The organism is Pseudomonas sp. GNP014, assembly GCF_054344005.1.
The window spans coordinates 2,638,391-2,654,501 of the sequence record NZ_JBTGUS010000001.1 but is presented as its reverse complement, the minus strand read 5'-3'; the positions used below and the strand labels follow the sequence as shown (position 1 = coordinate 2,654,501).

15 protein-coding genes are annotated in these 16,111 nt (G+C 61.7%); 7 read left to right on the top strand and 8 right to left on the bottom strand.

What is annotated here, in order from left to right; genetic code table 11:
- Positions 1-87 precede the first annotated feature (87 nt).
- The 3 genes from ACXX9E_RS11855 to dinG all read right to left on the bottom strand — a co-directional run bounded on the left by ACXX9E_RS11855 (position 88) and on the right by dinG (position 6,165).
- Complete coding sequence (locus ACXX9E_RS11855; RefSeq protein WP_458555457.1) at positions 88-1,233, bottom strand: serine hydrolase domain-containing protein; 1,146 nt, start codon at positions 1,231-1,233, stop codon at positions 88-90.
- Positions 1,234-1,447: 214 nt separating this feature from the next.
- The gene (locus ACXX9E_RS11850) at positions 1,448-3,928 is read right to left on the bottom strand and encodes a beta-galactosidase (RefSeq protein WP_458555456.1); all 2,481 of its coding nucleotides are present in this window, start codon (positions 3,926-3,928) and stop codon (positions 1,448-1,450) included.
- 92 nt (positions 3,929-4,020) lie between these two features.
- Positions 4,021-6,165 (bottom strand): ATP-dependent DNA helicase DinG, encoded by a 2,145-nt coding sequence (dinG, locus tag ACXX9E_RS11845; protein WP_003222341.1) that lies wholly within the window; start codon positions 6,163-6,165, stop codon positions 4,021-4,023.
- A 98-nt stretch (positions 6,166-6,263) separates the two neighbouring features.
- Between dinG and ACXX9E_RS11840 the strand changes: the two genes are divergently transcribed.
- Complete coding sequence (locus tag ACXX9E_RS11840; protein WP_123465258.1) at positions 6,264-6,728, top strand: CopD family protein; 465 nt, start codon at positions 6,264-6,266, stop codon at positions 6,726-6,728.
- 193 nt (positions 6,729-6,921) lie between these two features.
- Here ACXX9E_RS11840 and ACXX9E_RS11835 read toward each other — a convergent pair whose 3' ends face one another.
- The 4 genes from ACXX9E_RS11835 to ACXX9E_RS11820 all read right to left on the bottom strand — a co-directional run bounded on the left by ACXX9E_RS11835 (position 6,922) and on the right by ACXX9E_RS11820 (position 9,618).
- Entirely contained in the window at positions 6,922-7,680 is a 759-nt protein-coding gene (locus ACXX9E_RS11835; RefSeq protein ID WP_222833533.1) for a collagen-like protein, read from the bottom strand.
- Positions 7,673-7,948, bottom strand: coding sequence for a DUF1145 domain-containing protein (locus ACXX9E_RS11830; RefSeq protein WP_123465254.1), 276 nt, complete (start codon positions 7,946-7,948; stop codon positions 7,673-7,675). The genes ACXX9E_RS11835 and ACXX9E_RS11830 overlap by 8 nt, the downstream gene beginning before the upstream one ends.
- Positions 7,949-8,110: 162 nt before the next feature.
- Positions 8,111-8,833 carry a PA1041 family peptidoglycan-binding anchor lipoprotein gene (locus ACXX9E_RS11825; RefSeq protein ID WP_123465252.1) on the bottom strand — a complete coding sequence of 241 codons (723 nt, stop codon included), beginning with the start codon at positions 8,831-8,833 and terminating at the stop codon, positions 8,111-8,113.
- Positions 8,834-8,922: 89 nt separating this feature from the next.
- Positions 8,923-9,618, bottom strand: a complete 696-nt coding sequence (locus tag ACXX9E_RS11820) for a PA1041 family peptidoglycan-binding anchor lipoprotein (RefSeq protein WP_128614907.1) — start codon at positions 9,616-9,618, stop codon at positions 8,923-8,925.
- 200 nt (positions 9,619-9,818) lie between these two features.
- On the opposite strand from ACXX9E_RS11820, the gene ACXX9E_RS11815 reads away from it, so the two are divergent.
- From ACXX9E_RS11815 to ACXX9E_RS11800, 4 genes are all read left to right on the top strand, one after another.
- Positions 9,819-10,316, top strand: coding sequence for a DUF6231 family protein (locus ACXX9E_RS11815; protein ID WP_123465248.1), 498 nt, complete (start codon positions 9,819-9,821; stop codon positions 10,314-10,316).
- A gap of 4 nt (positions 10,317-10,320) precedes the next feature.
- Positions 10,321-10,797 (top strand): YchJ family protein, encoded by a 477-nt coding sequence (locus tag ACXX9E_RS11810; RefSeq protein ID WP_123465246.1) that lies wholly within the window; start codon positions 10,321-10,323, stop codon positions 10,795-10,797.
- Between the two features lie 101 nt (positions 10,798-10,898).
- The gene (locus ACXX9E_RS11805; RefSeq protein WP_128614908.1) at positions 10,899-11,393 is read left to right on the top strand and encodes an LEA/WHy family protein; all 495 of its coding nucleotides are present in this window, start codon (positions 10,899-10,901) and stop codon (positions 11,391-11,393) included.
- The gene (locus tag ACXX9E_RS11800; protein ID WP_030139406.1) at positions 11,390-11,593 is read left to right on the top strand and encodes an SEC-C metal-binding domain-containing protein; all 204 of its coding nucleotides are present in this window, start codon (positions 11,390-11,392) and stop codon (positions 11,591-11,593) included. The genes ACXX9E_RS11805 and ACXX9E_RS11800 overlap by 4 nt, the downstream gene beginning before the upstream one ends.
- Positions 11,594-11,865: 272 nt before the next feature.
- Here the strand turns inward: ACXX9E_RS11800 and ACXX9E_RS11795 are convergent, their stop codons facing one another.
- A complete protein-coding gene (locus tag ACXX9E_RS11795) occupies positions 11,866-12,423 on the bottom strand; it encodes a cysteine hydrolase family protein (protein WP_123465242.1) in 558 nt (185 codons plus the stop codon).
- Between the two features lie 142 nt (positions 12,424-12,565).
- On the opposite strand from ACXX9E_RS11795, the gene ACXX9E_RS11790 reads away from it, so the two are divergent.
- Entirely contained in the window at positions 12,566-13,210 is a 645-nt protein-coding gene (locus ACXX9E_RS11790; RefSeq protein WP_458555455.1) for a glutathione binding-like protein, read from the top strand.
- Between the two features lie 171 nt (positions 13,211-13,381).
- Complete coding sequence (locus tag ACXX9E_RS11785) at positions 13,382-15,832, top strand: penicillin acylase family protein (RefSeq protein ID WP_458555454.1); 2,451 nt, start codon at positions 13,382-13,384, stop codon at positions 15,830-15,832.
- Positions 15,833-16,111 lie beyond the last annotated feature (279 nt).

Sequence of the window (16,111 nt, the reverse complement as noted above, 5' to 3'; positions counted from 1 at the left end):
AAAATCAGAGCTCTTTCGCCCGGATAAACAGTCGGTTTGAATCGAAAAACCGCATGAGGTTCCGGCCCTGGAACCCCGAATGAAACTTTACAGACAAGTGGCAAGCACCCGCGCGAGCTTCTGCGCGCGCGGATCCATCAAGACGTACGGCCCCAGGGTATTTGTCACAAAACCGAAGGCAACATCATGCTCAGGATCAGCAAAACCGATGGAACCGCCCGCGCCCGGATGGCCGAACGCCCGCGGGCCGAGGCCATAGGTGGCGTTCGGCACGTCCGGTTGATCGAGCATGCAGCCCAGACCGAAACGGGTACGGGTCAACAGAGTCTTGTCTTCGCCGAGGCTGTGTTCGCGGGTCAGCTCTTCGAGCATGTCGCTCTCGAGCAGGCTGCCGTCGAGCAAACCGGCGTAAAAGCCCGCCAGACTGCGCGCGTTGCCGTGGCCGTTGGCCGCCGGTTGCTGCATGCGGCGCCACTCCGGCTTGTTGGTGCTGGTGAGCACCGAGGGCGGATTGGTAAAGGCGCGGGTGGTCATCGCGGTCGGTTCGCGCAGGGTCACTTGCAGCAGACGCTGAGCGGCGGCGTCCCCGGCATTGCCTTTGCCTCGTGCGATATGCGCGACGCGGTGAAACTCTTCATCGGCCAGGCCAACGTGAAAGTCCAGACCCAGGGGCCTGGCGACACGGGCGACGATGGACTCCCCCGGCCCGCGACCGTCGGCGCGCCGCAGCAATTCACCCATCAACCAGCCGTAAGTGATTGCGGCATAACCGTGGCCGATGCCCGGCGTCCACCACGGTGCTTCGGCCGCGAGGGCGTCGACCATGGTTTGCCAGTCGTACAGTGCTTCCGGCGCCAGCAACTCACGCAAGGCCGGCAGACCGGCCTGATGGCAGAGCAATTGGCGCAGGGTGACCGACTCTTTGCCGGCGGCGGCGAATTCCGGCCAGTAGCGCGCAACCGGAACATCGAGTTGCAACTTGCCTTCGGCAACCAGCTGTAGCGCGGTGACGGCGGTGAAGGTTTTGGTGCAGGAAAACAGGTTGGCGATGGTGTCGCTGTGCCAGGCCTCGCGACCATCCTTGTCGGCAGTGCCGGACCAGAGGTCGAGAACGGTTTCTCCACCGACCTTGATGCACAGGGCTGCGCCGCGTTCCTGGGGATCGTCGAACAGTGCGGCAAAGGCTTCGCGCACCGCTTCGAATTGAAGCTCGTAATGTCCCTGAATCTGCACCCGCAACTCCCCCGCGAAAACGCTCTACAAAGTGGCCCGCATTGTTCCAGCCCTAGAGGGATTTGGGAACAGCTGCGGGCCAGACGGTTAAATGCTGTGGTGAGGCTACTGGCGCCTTCGCGAGCAGGCCCGCTGCCACACCTGATCTTCAGTGCAGCAGAGATCGAATGCGGAAGCGGGCTTGCTCGCGAAGAACGCTAACGCGGTCTAAACCTTAGTGACCATTCCCGGAATGCCCACCCGCATGACTGGCACCCGGCCCCTTGCCGGCCTCGCCCTTGCGTCCGCCTTCAGCTTCATGCCCCGCCGCAGTGGCCGCTTTCTCAGCCTCCTTGCCCAACTGATCAAGCGCCTGCAGGTTGCTTTTGCGCACAGTCTCGACAAACCCCTGATACGGCAGATCCGTCACCCCGACCAGTCCGAAGTGCCCGTTCTCGCCATCGAGCAGACGCCCGGTCACCGGCTGATCCAGATACTGGAACCAGTGCACACCGACAATCGACGGTTCACTCAACGCCTGCTTAAGGAAGTTGGCGTAGGCCGGTCCGCGATCTTCTTCCCGGCTCAACTGCGTCACGCCGCCCCAGAACGGGCCGCGATCGGTCGAGCCGAAGTTAAACTCGGTGATCAAGACCGGTTTGTCGAGGGCACCCAGCGCGGCGAAGTCATAGCCGTCCTGTGGCTTGAGCGTGTACATGTTGAAACTCAACACATCGCAATACTGCGCGCAGGAGGCCACGGCTTCCGGAGTGCTGGTGGCGAAACGGCCGCCGAGCAGCAGCTGATTGGGCGCGTGCCATTTCAGCGAGTCGGAAATGGTTTTGAAGTAGGTGTCGGCAAAGACCTTCTGGAAGTACTTGAAGTCGGCCTCGATTTCCGGGTGTTCAGGGTTCGGCAGCGGCGGCACGAAGCCCGGGTCTTCCATCAGTTCCCAAGCCGGCAGATCAATGCCCCATGCCTTCGACAGCCCCGCCTGATTACGGTATTTGTCGCGCAGCTGCTTGAGGAACGCGCGTTTGGCCGGCACGTCGGTGGTCATTTTCAACGTGCCGTAGGCCAGCGCGTAGCGCGATTGCGGATCGTCACCGGGGCCGGCCCAGGCCAGTTCGTTGTCGGCAAAGTAGCCGATCAGCCAGGGATCGTCGCGGTGATCACGGGCGGCAATCGCCACGGCACGTTCGGTGGCCATGGCGAAGCGTGGATCGAACGGATCCGGCATGCCGCCCCACCAGTCGCTGCCCGTGCTGATGCTGGTGTAATCGCCGACGATCGACAGCGGCAAGGTGTACGGTACACGCTCGGCGTCGCCCAACTGCGGCGCACTCCAGTTGCCAACCGTGTTGAAGCCCCAGGCTTGCAGGCGATCAAGGGTGTGGCTGGCCCATTGCTGCTCATCGAGGGCGGCTGTGCAGGGCGCGGCTGCGTTGGCGTTCGTCGCTTGCGCAGCATCGGTCTGCGCCGCTTCGGCAACCCCGGCCTTCGGCTCAGTCGGCACAGCGGCAGGCTCTGCGGTGTTGGCGGCAACGCTTTCGGCGGCTTGCGTCTTCGCCGCTGCCGCGACACCGGATGCGCCGACACTGGCCGATTTGCACGGTTCGCCGTAGACCCGCTGCAGGTTGGCGGCATAAAAGTCGTACCAGCGCCCGTTGCCGTAACCGCGGCCTTGATCGGCACCATTGCCGCCCCGGTTATCGCCTTCGCCGAAATGGCTGGCGAGCGGTTCGTCGGGTTTGGGCAGGGATTCGAACATGTATTCGCGACCGGCCACGTATGTCTGGTTGACGTCCGGGCTGACGGTGTTGACGCCGAGGGAGTAGAACGGATGGCCCTCAGGGGTCACCAGATACCAGCGCCCGTCACGTTTCTCGGTGCGGAAGAAGCCGCTGGCCTTGAACGTCGGGCCCTTGTTCCAGCCGCCAAATTTGTCCAGCGAGGACTTTGCACGTTCGGCCAGCCAGGTTTTCAGCTGTTGCTGCTCTTTGGCGGCGGCAGATTTGAGTTGTTCGTCGCTGGTGACCTTTTCCGGCCATCTGCTACGGGTCGACTGCCCGTAGGCGTCCACCAGATTGCCGTACACGGCCTGCGTCACCGCATCGCCGTCCTGTACGCCGAAACGTTCGAGCAGCAGGCTTTGAGGCACTTTCGGCTGATCCATCGACAGACTGACCGACACCACCTGGCTGCGATCCAGCTCGCCGCTGCTGCTGGCCAACAGAATCCGCTGGCCATCGACGGTCACCGGCATCGGCGGCCCGGCCTTCATGCCCTGGCTCAGCGGCGAGGTCGCCACCAGCGGCACCAGCAGGGTTTGTGCCGGCCCCGCTGGCAGGTCGACGCGACTGGTCAGCGTCTGCCCGTTGTTGCTCTGGATTTGCACGTAGACCGTCACGGCCCAGTTCATTGCGCTTTGCAGCCGCAGGCTCATCATCCCGGACTGCGACCAGTCCCACGCACCGGTCTGCGGGGTCAGGCGCAGGGTCGGGCGGGCTACCGGGTTGAACGTCACCCGGCGCAGCACTTCACCTTCCTGGGTCTGTTCGGCGTTGGCTTGTGGCAGGTCAGTGTTTTCGGTGACGACTTTCACCACGTCGGCGGGGCGAACGAAGTTGAACAGGGTCTGCTGACCGGCAGGCGCCGCCAACAACGGCGCGGCGAAGATCAAGGCAAACACGGCAGGCAACGAGCGGCGAATCATAAGAACGGAGTTCTCCCTAACGACCAAAGGGCCAATGGAAAAGCATGGCAGAGAGATAGACAGCGCGGCGGGCAAAACTGCCCACCGTTGTCTCAGGATATTTCACGACGGAATGGCGGCAACGCATTGAGGATCGCTTTGCCGTAGCGCTGGGTGACCAGACGGCGATCCAGCAAGGTGATGGTGCCCCGGTCTTCTTCGGTACGCAGCAAGCGACCGCAAGCCTGGACCAGTTTCAGCGAGGCGTCCGGCACCGAGATTTCCATGAATGGATTGCCACCACGGGCCTCGATCCACTCCGACAACGCCGCCTCGACTGGATCGTCCGGCACCGAGAACGGAATCTTGGCAATCACCACGTGTTCGCAGTAGGCGCCCGGCAAGTCCACCCCTTCGGCAAAACTGGCGAGGCCGAACAGCACGCTGGAATCGCCGCCATCGACCCGCGCCTTGTGCTTGTTCAGGGTTTCCTGTTTCGACAGGTTGCCTTGAATGAACACTTGCTTGCGCCAGTCGCGGTCGAGGCCGTCGAACACGTCCTGCATCTGTTTGCGCGAGGAGAACAACACCAGCGTACCGCGCGAGCCTTCGACCAGATCCGGCAACTCACGGATGATCGCGGCGGTGTGAGCGGCGGCATCGCGCGGGTCGGCTTTCAGGTCGGGGACCCGCAACACGCCGGCGTCGGCGTGATGGAACGGGCTCGGCACCACAGCGGTAACGGCTTTTTTCGGCAGGCCGGCACGCATCCGAAAACGGTCGAACGTGCCCAGCGCGGTCAGGGTTGCCGACGTCACCAGACAACCGTAAGCCACGTTCCACAGGCTGCGGCGCAAGGTCTCGGCGGCGAGAATCGGGCTGGCGTTGACCTCGATATCGAACAGCGAACCGCTTTCGGCCAGCGTCAGCCAGCGGGCCATCGGCGGGCTGTCTTCCGGGTCTTCGGCGGTGAAGGCGGTCCACAGCTCCCAGTTACCCGAGGCACGGGACAACAGGCTGCCGAACAGCGGATACCACTCTTCGGCCTGATTGCTGGCGATGCCGATATTGACCTCGCCGTCCATGCCTTCCTTGAGCAGGTCGGTCAGACGGGTGAACAGGTCATTGAGCCGCGAGTAGCCCTTCTTCAGCTCGATGCCCATCTCGCGCATGTGCTCGGGAATCACCCCGCCGACGAAACGATGGCGTGGCCGCTCGCGACCTTCGACGTCTTCGCCGGGTTTGAAATCGGCAATCTGCTCGCACGCGGTGAACATGAACTGCTGCTGGGTCTTGATCTCCCGCGCCAGCTCGGGCACTTGCTCGATCAGCTTGCCGAGATCCCCCGGCAACGGATGCTGGGCCAACAGTTTGGTGAGGTTTTTCGCGGTGGTTTCCAGCCAGTCGGCGGTGGAACGCAGGCGCGTGTAATGAGCGAAGTGGCCGATGGCCTTGTCCGGCAGGTGATGACCTTCGTCGAACACGTAAATGGTGTCGCGTGGGTCCGGCAACACCGCACCGCCGCCGAGGGCCAGGTCAGCCAGCACCATATCGTGGTTGGTGACGATCACGTCGACCTTGCCCATGCCTTCGCGAGCCTTGTAGAAGGCGCACTGGCCGAAGTTCGGGCAATGGCGGTTGGTGCACTGGCTGTGATCGGTGGTCAGACGCGCCCAGTCGGCATCTTCCAGCGCATTGGGCCAGCTGTCGCGGTCGCCGTCCCACTTATTGCCGGCGAGCTTTTCGATCATGCTGGTGAACAGCTTCTGACTGGCCTCGTCGACCTCGATCTTGAAACCTTCTTCTTCGAACAACTGCGCAGTGGCGGTTTGCGCGTGGCCTTCCTGCAGCAACATGTCGAGCTTGGACAGGCACATGTAGCGGCCCCGACCCTTGGCCAGGGCGAAGCTGAAGTTCAGCCCGCTATTGCGCATCAGGTCGGGCAAGTCCTTGTAGACGATCTGCTCTTGCAGGGCCACGGTCGCGGTGGCGATCACCAGACGCTTGCCGGCCAGCTTCGCCGTCGGGATCGCCGCAAGGCTGTAGGCCACGGTCTTGCCGGTACCGGTGCCGGCTTCCACCGCGACAATCGCGGGGTCGCCACTGCGCCGGCCTTCGTCATCGGTGTCGATATCCCCGAGGACTTTGGCGATTTCAGCGATCATCAGGCGCTGGCCGTAACGCGGTTTGAGGCTCTTGGCTTCAAGAAAACGCGAATAGGCGCCCTGGATCGTGGTTTTGAGTTCAGTGCTGATCATTGAGTGTCGGGCGCAAAAACGCTGGATAAATTTTCAGTGGTTCGGTTCGGCGGCTATCATACCCCGCGAATCGATCCCGCGCAGAACGGAGTACCCCAATGACACCTTTTAGCCTCGTTTATCCGCTGCATGTCCTGTCCGCTCTGGTCTGGGTCGGCGGCATGTTTTTCGCCTGGATGGTCCTGCGCCCGGCGGCGGTAAAGGCCCTCGACGGTCCAGCCCGCCTGACCTTGTGGGTGGAAGTGTTTCAAGGTTTTTTCCGCTGGGTGTGGGTCGCGGTGATCCTGCTGCCGATCAGCGGCGTGGGCATGTTGCATTTGCAGCACGTGGGGTTCGAAACCGCACCGAAGTACGTGCAGGTGATGATGGGCTTGTATGTGGTGATGACCGCGCTGTTCATCCGGATTCAGGGTTTGATGCTGCCGGAACTGCGCAAAGCAGTGGACGCGAAGGACTGGCCGGCGGGTGCGGCGGTCCTGGGGCGGATTCGCCGGGTGGTAGGGATCAATCTGATTGTCGGGTTGGTGCTGGTGGCGATTGCGGCGGCAAGACCGATGATCTGAAAATCAAAAGCCCCTCACCCTAACCCTCTCCCGGAGGGAGAGGGGACTGAATGGGGGGTATTGAAGAGTTACACCGACCTGGAGGATTGGCTTTGGAATCCATAATCGACTCGGTTTTTCAGGTCGATGGATAGTCTGAGTCACCTCACCCCAGCCCTCTCCTCCGGGAGAGGGCTGGGGTGAGGGAAAGCTTTTACAAGCGTTGCACAGTCACAGCACCCGCCGCCCCCGCTGGCCCAGGCTGGCCATCAGCCCCGGCCTTGCCATTCTTGCCGCCATCGGCGCGATACACCAGGCAGCCCTTGGATTTGCCGCCCTTCCCTGCTTTGCCGCCAACACCCGCCGGGCCACCGGCACCGCCAGCCACGTTGACCTTGATCAGCTCGGCCGGAAACTCGCGTGGCACTTCAAGACGCACCAGCGCACCCGGCGCGCCCGGTTGGCCATCGCTGCCGTTACTGCCATCGAAACCGTGCCCGGCCGCGCCATAGGTGCAGCCCGGGTCTTCGCCGTTACCGCCATCGAGGCCGACAAAACCCGGCGCACCGGTGCCGCCACGGGCATCGACCAACAGTTGCGGCGCGTTCAACGCCTTGAATTGCAGATTCAGATTGCGCCCCGCACGGGCGGCTTTTTCAAAAGTTCCCGGCGCCCCGCGCGCGGTGATCTGGCTGCCTTCGCTCAGTTCGGCACGGGCCACTTTCAATTCCAGCGCCTGTTCAGCCGGAACGATCGCAATGCGCGCTTCATGGCCAAGACGCAATTGGCCCACGGTCAGCTCGGTCACGTTGGCAGGAATCAGCAAAGTACCGTAATCGGCCACGTCCAGACGTTCGAGCTGCAAAGTGCTGACGGTATTGGGCAAACGCATCAGGGAATTGGGTTCGACGCTGACCACCTGGGCACAGGCCAAGGGACTGATCAATGCAGCGAGCAAGCAGAGTTTACGCATGGGAAGAAGCCTCCGGAGCGGCCGGGGCCGGGATGGTTTGCAGGTGAAATACGCCAAACAACAGGATCCGCAGACGGTCACGCCACGGGTTGGGACGCCCCTTGAGACGACAGAACAGCAACTGCAGAACATGCAGCGCCAGCAACAAGGCGCCAGCCAGATTGACCAGCAAGTGCAGCGGATGCACAAAAGGCACCAGCAGATTGACCACCACCACGCACCAGAACAGCAGGGTCAACAAGCGCCCCAGCCCCCAGAAAACCTTCATACGCTCCCCCGTGTCGGAATTATTCTTTGGGCGCACAGTAACGGCTTAGACGGGGGATAAGCCAGAGGGAAAAATGAAAAAACTTTTGTCAGTCGTCGGATCGCTGCCGGTTCGACGATGATCGTCGCCCGGCAGCTCTAGCCTGCGGACTACAGACAAGTCCTAGCGATTGATATGCAACTCCACCCGACGGTTTTTCGCCCGTCCCTCGTCCGTCGCGTTGTCGGCGACCGGCTCGCTCTCGCCACGCCCTTCACTGGTCAGCTTGCCCGGTTCCAGACCCTGGCTCAGCAGATACGCCGCCACACTGCTGGCACGCCGCTCCGACAGTGCCTGGTTATAGGCATCCGAACCTTTGCTGTCGGTATGGCCGATGACTTTGATGCTGACCACATCGGCGTTGCGCAGCTTGTCCATCAGCGTATCGAGCTGGGCTTTCGCGGCCGGCGTCAGATCAGATTTGTCGAAATCGAACAGCACGTTGCCGGCATCGCTGAGGGTGATGACTTCCGATTGCGGCGCAGGTTCGGGGGCTTTTACAGTGACCGGATATTGCGGCAGCGGGCAACCACGGTGATCGACCGGGGTATTGGCCGGGGTGTCAGGGCAACGGTCGCGGCGGTCGAACACGCCATCGCCGTCTTCATCGCCGTCCTGGGCATAACAGATCAGTCCGCCGGTGAGGATCCCCAGCGCTGCGCCGCCGCCAGCCCAGCCACCACTTTCGATGGCGCCAAGACCGCCGCCGACCAGCCCGCCGATCAGGCTGCAAATCGGCCACGTACGTTGATTGAGGGGTGCAGTGCCATCGCTGTGAGTAGCGCAACCGGTGAGCAAGCTGCCTAGCAGCAGCACTGGCAAGACGGACCTTGAGAAAACAGTCATTTTGAAAGCTCCTGTGTCACCGGCCCATACCGGTTACACAGGAGTAAAGACCCGCATCCGCGACTGCACAAGCCGCGGATGCGAGAGGTCTAGCGGACGATTTTGATTTCGGTACGACGGTTTTGCGCGCGACCGTCAGCGGTTTTGTTATCGGCCACTGGCTGGCTTTCACCCATGCCGGACACCGAAACGAAGCTGGCGCGTGGCACACCCTGCTGGATCAGGTATTCCACCACCGAATGCGCACGACGATCCGACAGTTTCTTGTTGTAGGCATCGCTGCCCACACTGTCGGTATGACCGGTCACGGTCAGTTGCGCGTTGGAGGATTCCTGTTTCAGGCGAGTGGCGACTTTGTCGAGCACTTGTTTGTCAGAACCGGTCAGCGTGGCCTTGTCGAACTGGAAGTGCACATCGCGAATAACGATGGTTTCTTCCTTGACCACAACGGCTTCTTCTACCACTGGCGCAGGGGCAGGTGGTGGGCAGCCGTCAGCATCGACTTGCACGCCTCGAGGCGTGTGCGGGCACTTGTCGCGACTGTCCGGCACACCATCACCGTCCTCGTCACCATCACCGTGCACCCAGCAATAGGCCGCTGCCGTACCACCGACCAACAGTGCGCCGTAGCCGGCCCACGCCGAACTTTCCGTCGCACCGAGGCCCGCACCGACTACACCGCCGACCGCCGCACAGGTCGGCCAGTCGGTTTTCTGCAAACCTGCGCAACCAGTCAACACACTGGTTAGCAGAATCAAAGGTAATGCTGTCCGAACTATGCTCATCTGGTTTTCTCCTGAGGGATCGGCTTAGAACCGATTCAGGGAGTAAAGACCGGAGTTTTAATCTCCGCCAGCAATAGGCCATTGCTGTTTGCGACCGTGTTCACAGGACTTTCCCCCCATTTACCGCGAACCGGCGCCGCAGCGCGCTTTGCCGGCGCAGTCAGGCAGGCTAGTCTTGGCAGTCTGATTGAGGAGCATTGATGAACGTCGCCATTTCTTCCCGCACGCCACAACAGGCGTTGGCCGCTTTGCTGGATCGCTACGCCCCGGCGCGTCTGCTGTTGATCGGCGCCAGTGAATTCCCGGCGCTGAGCGCATTCAAGCAAGCGCACCCGGACACCTGCGTGGCACATGCCGCGCCCGGCGCCTTGCCAGCGGAACTGGCCGCGCGGCGTTTCGACCTGGCGCTGGTGGTCGATTGCCTGGAACATTTGCCCAAGCGCGATGGCCTGAACCTGTTGGGCGGCATTCGTAACCTCAACGCCAGCCGCATCGCGGTGCTCTCGGATCTGACGGCCAGCGGCTGGCAGGAAACCGATTTCTATTCGCTGGCACTGCAGGCCAGCGAGCGCTTCCAGCGTGACGATCAGGTGCTGACCCTGTTCACTTACGATCTGCTTGACTACAAACAAGTCCCCGACTGGCTCAACTCGCGGTTCTGGGCCAATCCGGAAAACTTCGGGAAATACTGGTGGTAATGCAATGAGTACAGCCATTTGCCCGTGCGGCAGCGGTAATCTGCTGGACGCCTGCTGCGGTCACTATCACGCCGGCCACCCGGCGCCGTGCGCCGAGGCGCTGATGCGCTCGCGCTACAGCGCCTATGTGCTGGGTCTGATCGATTATCTGGTGGCGACCACCCTGCCCGCCCAGCAAGCGGGGCTGGATCGTCAGGCAATCAGTGCCTGGAGTGCGCAGAGCACCTGGCTCGGCCTCGACGTGGAAAGCTCGGAAGTCTTCGGCGGCCAGCCGGAGCACGCCTTCGTCACCTTCACTGCACGCTGGCACGACAGCCAGGGCGAACACAGTCACCGCGAGCGCTCATCGTTCGTGCAAAACGCCGGGCGCTGGTACTTCATCGACCCGACCGTGCAGTTGAAACTGGGACGCAACGATGCGTGTCCTTGTGCCAGCGGGCAGAAATTCAAGAAGTGCTGTGCGGGGTATTTCGGCGCATAGGATCAAGCAGATCGCAGCCTGCGGCAGCGCCTGCAGAGAACGCCATCTCATGCAGGCGGCGATCTTTTAGCGTCTAGACTGGCAGCAAAAGGAGTTCAACCATGCTCGGTCGTTGGCGCACATTCCAGCTCTTCACCTTGATGCTGACCCTGAATCTGGGCGGCTGCGCTTCGTGGTTCAGCGACGACAGTGTCGACCCCGCCGTGCACCTGGTGAACGTCGAGGTGGTACGGGCAAAACTGCTCGAACAGAAATTCATCCTGCACTTTCGCATCGACAACCCCAACGACAGCGACCTGACCGTGCGCGGCCTGGAATACCGCATTCATCTGGGCGACCTGCTGCTGGCCGAGGGTGAACATGAACACTGGTTCACGGTGGGGCCCAAACGCAGCGCCTACTTCAAGGTGCCGATCCGCACTAACCTGTGGCCGCAGGTCAAGGAGGTGGTGAAAATGCTGAAAAATTCGAACCAGCCGATTCCTTATCGGTTACAGGGCGAAATGGAAACCGGTTTATTCATCGCTCACTACGTGCACCTTGAACGCAATGGCGTGATAATCCCCGCCGATCTAATTCCGGAGCAACACCGATGACCCAGCAACCTCATGTCCATGGCCCTGACTGCAACCACGATCATGATCATGACCATCACCACGATCATGGCCATGTCCACGGCCCGAACTGCGGCCACGCCCACCAGGAACCGGTGCGCAACGCCTTGAAAGACGTCGGCCGCAACGATCCGTGCCCATGCGGCAACGGCAAGAAATTCAAGAAGTGCCACGGCGCGTGATGCGCCAGGCGAAGAGCGCCTTCGCCTGATACTCCGCCATCGCTGGCAAGCCAGCTCCCACAGTGATCGAGTTCCTCCCGCTGGAAGGCAATTAACTGTAGGACTGAGCCTGCTCGCGATGACGGCAGTACATTCAACATCGCTGGCGCCTGACAGACCGCTATCGCGAGCAGGCTCACGCCTGCAGGTGAGCGGGTTTCTTCAGATGGAATGCAATCGCCCTGTGGGAGCGAGCTTGCTCGCGAAGGGGCCGGTACACAGGGCAAAGATTTTCAGCCCGCCGCGAGAATCTGCTTCGCACTGACCACCGTCGCATACTCCCCCTGCAAATTCCCCAGCGACATCCCGTGCACCTCTTCAGCCGTGCGCAACGTGCCGAAATAATCGGCCTTGTCGAAGGTAAAGCACGCATCCTCCACCACCCACGCGTCGAACCCCAGATTGCCCGCCGCGCGCGCCGTGGACTCCACCGAGTTGTGGGTGGCCACGCCAACGATGATCAACTGCCCGATCCCCGCCTCATTCAACCGTGCTTCCAGCCCGGTGCCACAAAAGGCATCCGGCACGCGTTTCTGTATCAGCCACTCGCCATCCTGCGGCAAAAACCGCTGCTGAAACTCCACGCCTGACTGTTGCGGCCAGAACACCGAGTCCGGCGAATGCGAAAGATGCTGCACATGAACCACCGGCCGCGCGTTGCGGCGCCAGAATCCGAGCAAATCGAGGATTCGCTCTTCGGCCTGCGGATTGTTCCGCCGCCCCAGACGCGGTTCCAGAATGCCTTGTTGCTGGTCGATGATGATCAGCGCAGCGTTGGCCTGAAGTTCCATGGCGATTTTTCTCACGAGGGGTCATTGAATTTCCCCTAGTTCAGCATCACCTCTTCCTGCCAGGCAAGCGATCGAACGCACACGGGACGACTCGACGCCGACGTTGGCTGCACGCAAGTCCATTTCTGATTTGGAGCTTTCCATGATCGACCTGTATTACTGGACCACCCCCAACGGCCACAAGATCTCGCTGTTTCTCGAAGAAGCCGGCCTGCCGTACAACGTGCACCCGATCAACATCAGTCAGGGTGAGCAATTCCAGCCGCACTTTCTGAAAATCGCTCCGAACAACCGAATCCCGGCCATCGTCGACCATGAACCGGCCGATGGCGGCGAGCCGCTGTCGCTGTTCGAGTCGGGGGCCATCCTGCTGTATCTGGCGGAAAAGACCGGGCTCTTCCTGCCCAAGGATCTGCGGGGTCGGCAAACGGCGTTGCAATGGCTGTTCTGGCAAATGGGCGGGCTGGGGCCAATGGCGGGGCAGAATCATCACTTCAGCCAGTTCGCCGCGGAAAAAATCCCCTACGCGATCAAGCGCTACATCGACGAAACCGCGCGCCTCTATAGCGTGTTGAACAAGCAACTGGCCGACCACGCATTCGTCGCCGGCAGCGAGTACAGCATCGCCGACATGGCGATCTACCCGTGGATCGTCTCGCATAAATGGCAGAGCCAGAACCTTGAGGACTTCCCGCATGTGCTGCGCTGGTTCAATCACATCAAGGATCGTCCGGCGACGGTCAAGGCGTATGCCCTGGTGCAGCAGATCAACCCGCCCAAAGCCTGATTGAATTCACTGTGGCGAGGGGATTTATCCCCTCGCCACAGGTCTCGTGTTGTCCTCAGGTGAAGGTTCGTCTGACAAATCGAGAAATAACCCCCGCCCCCGCTTGCGCGGCACCCTCCTGCTCACTAACGTAGCGCCTTTACTGACGCTACCCCCCGCAGGAGCTTTGCCATGGCCTCGCCAGCCCTTACACATTTTCTTCCCCGGTTCGGCGTTGCCGCAGCAGTGGCCGGTGTTTTGGGCCTGTCCGGGTGCCAGACCTGGAACGCCCAGGACACCCTCCCGCCCACCTCCGGCGTGCAACCGCTCAAGGGCCTGGCGCAGAACGTGTCGGTGCGACGCAATGCCATGGGCATGCCGTTGATCGAAAGCAACAGTTTCCATGACGCGCTGTTCACCCTCGGTTACGTGCACGCCAGCGACCGCATCAACCAGATGGTCACCCTGCGCCTGTTGGCTCAGGGCCGTCTCGCGGAAATGTCCGGTGCGTCAATGCTCGATGCCGACCGCTACATGCGCGCGGTCAACCTGAAGAAAAGTGCCGGCGAGCTGTACAAGGCCTCGTCGCCACGGCTCAAGCGCTTCTTCGAAGTCTATGCGCGGGGCGTCAACGCCTACCTGTTCCGCTACGCCGACAAACTGCCAGGCGATCTGGCCTCCAGCGGCTACAAGCCGGAATACTGGAAACCGGAAGACTCGGCGCTGATATTCGCCCTGTTGAATTTCAGCCAGTCGGCCAACCTGCCGGAAGAAATCTCATCCCTGGTGCTCGCGCAAACCGTAACCAGCGACAAACTCGCCTGGCTGACGCCGTCCGCCCCCGATGAGAATTTGCCGCTGGCTGAGGCCGACAAGCTGCAAGGCTTGAAACTGAACGGACAGATTCCCGGCCTGAGCGAACTGAGCAACGCCAGCCAACAGTTGTCGGCGCTGAACCTGCTCGGCACCACCTCGTCGAACAATTGGGCCATCGCCCCGCAACGCAGCCGCAGCGGCAAGAGCCTTCTCGCCAGCGACAGCCATGGCCCACTGGCGGCGCCGTCGCTGTGGACCTTCGTGCAGATCCGCGCACCGAAGTATCAGGCCGCCGGTGTCACCGTTGCCGGTTTGCCGATGGTGCTCGGCGGCTTCAACGGCAAAGTTGCGTGGAGCGCCACCAGCGTGCTCGGCGACAACCAGGACCTGTTCCTGGAAAAAATCCGTCGTCAGGGCAACAGCCTGACCTACGAGGTCAATGGCAAATGGCAGCCGCTGGGCGTGCGCAACGAAACCTATTTCGTCAAAGGCCAGCGGCCGATTCGCGAAGCGGTGTACGAAACCCGCCACGGCGCACTGCTCAACAGTGCCCAGGCCGCGGCACAGGGCAACGGTTTTGGCCTGGCTCTGCAAACACCGAGTTTCACCGACGACAAGTCGCTGGACGCGTTTTTTGACCTGACCCGTGCGCAGAACGTTGAACGTGCCTCGGACGCGAGCCGCGAGATCCGCGCCATTGCCCTGAACATGGTGTTCGCCGACGCCAGCAACATTGGCTGGCAAGTCACCGGGCGTTTCCCCAACCGCCGTGAAGGCGAAGGCCTGCTGCCGTCGCCGGGCTGGGAAGGTCGTTACGATTGGGACGGTTACGCCGACCCGATGCTGCACCCGTACGATCAGGACCCGGCGCAAGGCTGGCTCGGCACCGCCAACCAGCGGGTGATTCCTCACGGCTACGGCATGCAACTGTCGAACTCCTGGGCGGCGCCGGAACGTGGCGAGCGTCTGGCGGAACTGGCCGGCAGCGGCAAGCATGACGGCCGCAGCGTGATCGCCATGCAGTACGACCAGACCACCACGTTTGCCGCCAAACTGAAAAAAATGTTCGAAGCGCCGGGCATGAAGCAACCGCTGAAACAGGCGATCGACGCCCTGCCGGAAGCGGAGCGCAACAAGGCCCGCGAGGCGTTCACCCGCCTGATGGCATTCGACGGCAAACTCAGCCCGACTTCGGCCGATGCGGCGATCTACGAACTGTTCCTGCAAGAAAGCATGAAACAGATCTTCCTCGACGAACTGGGCCCTGAATCGAGCCCGGCGTGGAAAGCGTTCATCGCCAACGGCGACTTGTCTTACGCGGCCCAGGCCGATCACTTGCTCGGCCGTGAGGACAGTCCGTTCTGGGATGACATTCGCACGCCACAGAAAGAAGACAAGGCCGTGATCCTCGCCCGCAGTTTCGCGGCGGCGATCAGCGCTGGCGACGGTCAACTGGGTGGCGATCACCGGGCCTGGCAGTGGGGCAAACTGCATAGCTACGCGTGGAAAAACGCCAATGGCCAGACCGTTCGCGGACCGCTGGCAGCCGGGGGCGATCACACCACCCTGAATACCGCCGCGTTCGCCTGGGGCCAGGACTTCACCACCACCCGCGCGCCGTCGATGCGCTTTATCGTCGACTTTGGTCAGGCTGAACCGCTGATGGGGCAGAACGGTACCGGCCAGTCGGGGAACCCGGTCAGCCCGAACTACCTCAACGGTGTCGATGCATGGCTGAAGGGGCAGTACATCGGTTTGCCGATGCAGCCGCAGAACTTTGACCGGGTGTACGGCAAAACCCGCCTGACCCTCACCCCCGGCAAATAAGGCAAACATCAAGAGCCCCTCACCCTAACCCTCTCCCAAAGGGAGAGGGGACTAATTGGGGATTGCTGAAGTCATGCGCCGACCTGAACGGACACTGCCGAATCCAGAATCGACTCGGCTGTGCTTTGCCGAACCCATAATCAACTCGGCCTTTCAGGTCGATGTAATTCACCAGACACCTCGGTCGGCCCCCTCTCCTTCCGGGAGAGGGATTGATTGGGGGTTGCTGGAGTCATGCGCCGACCTGAACGGGCACTGCCGAATCCATATTCGACTCGG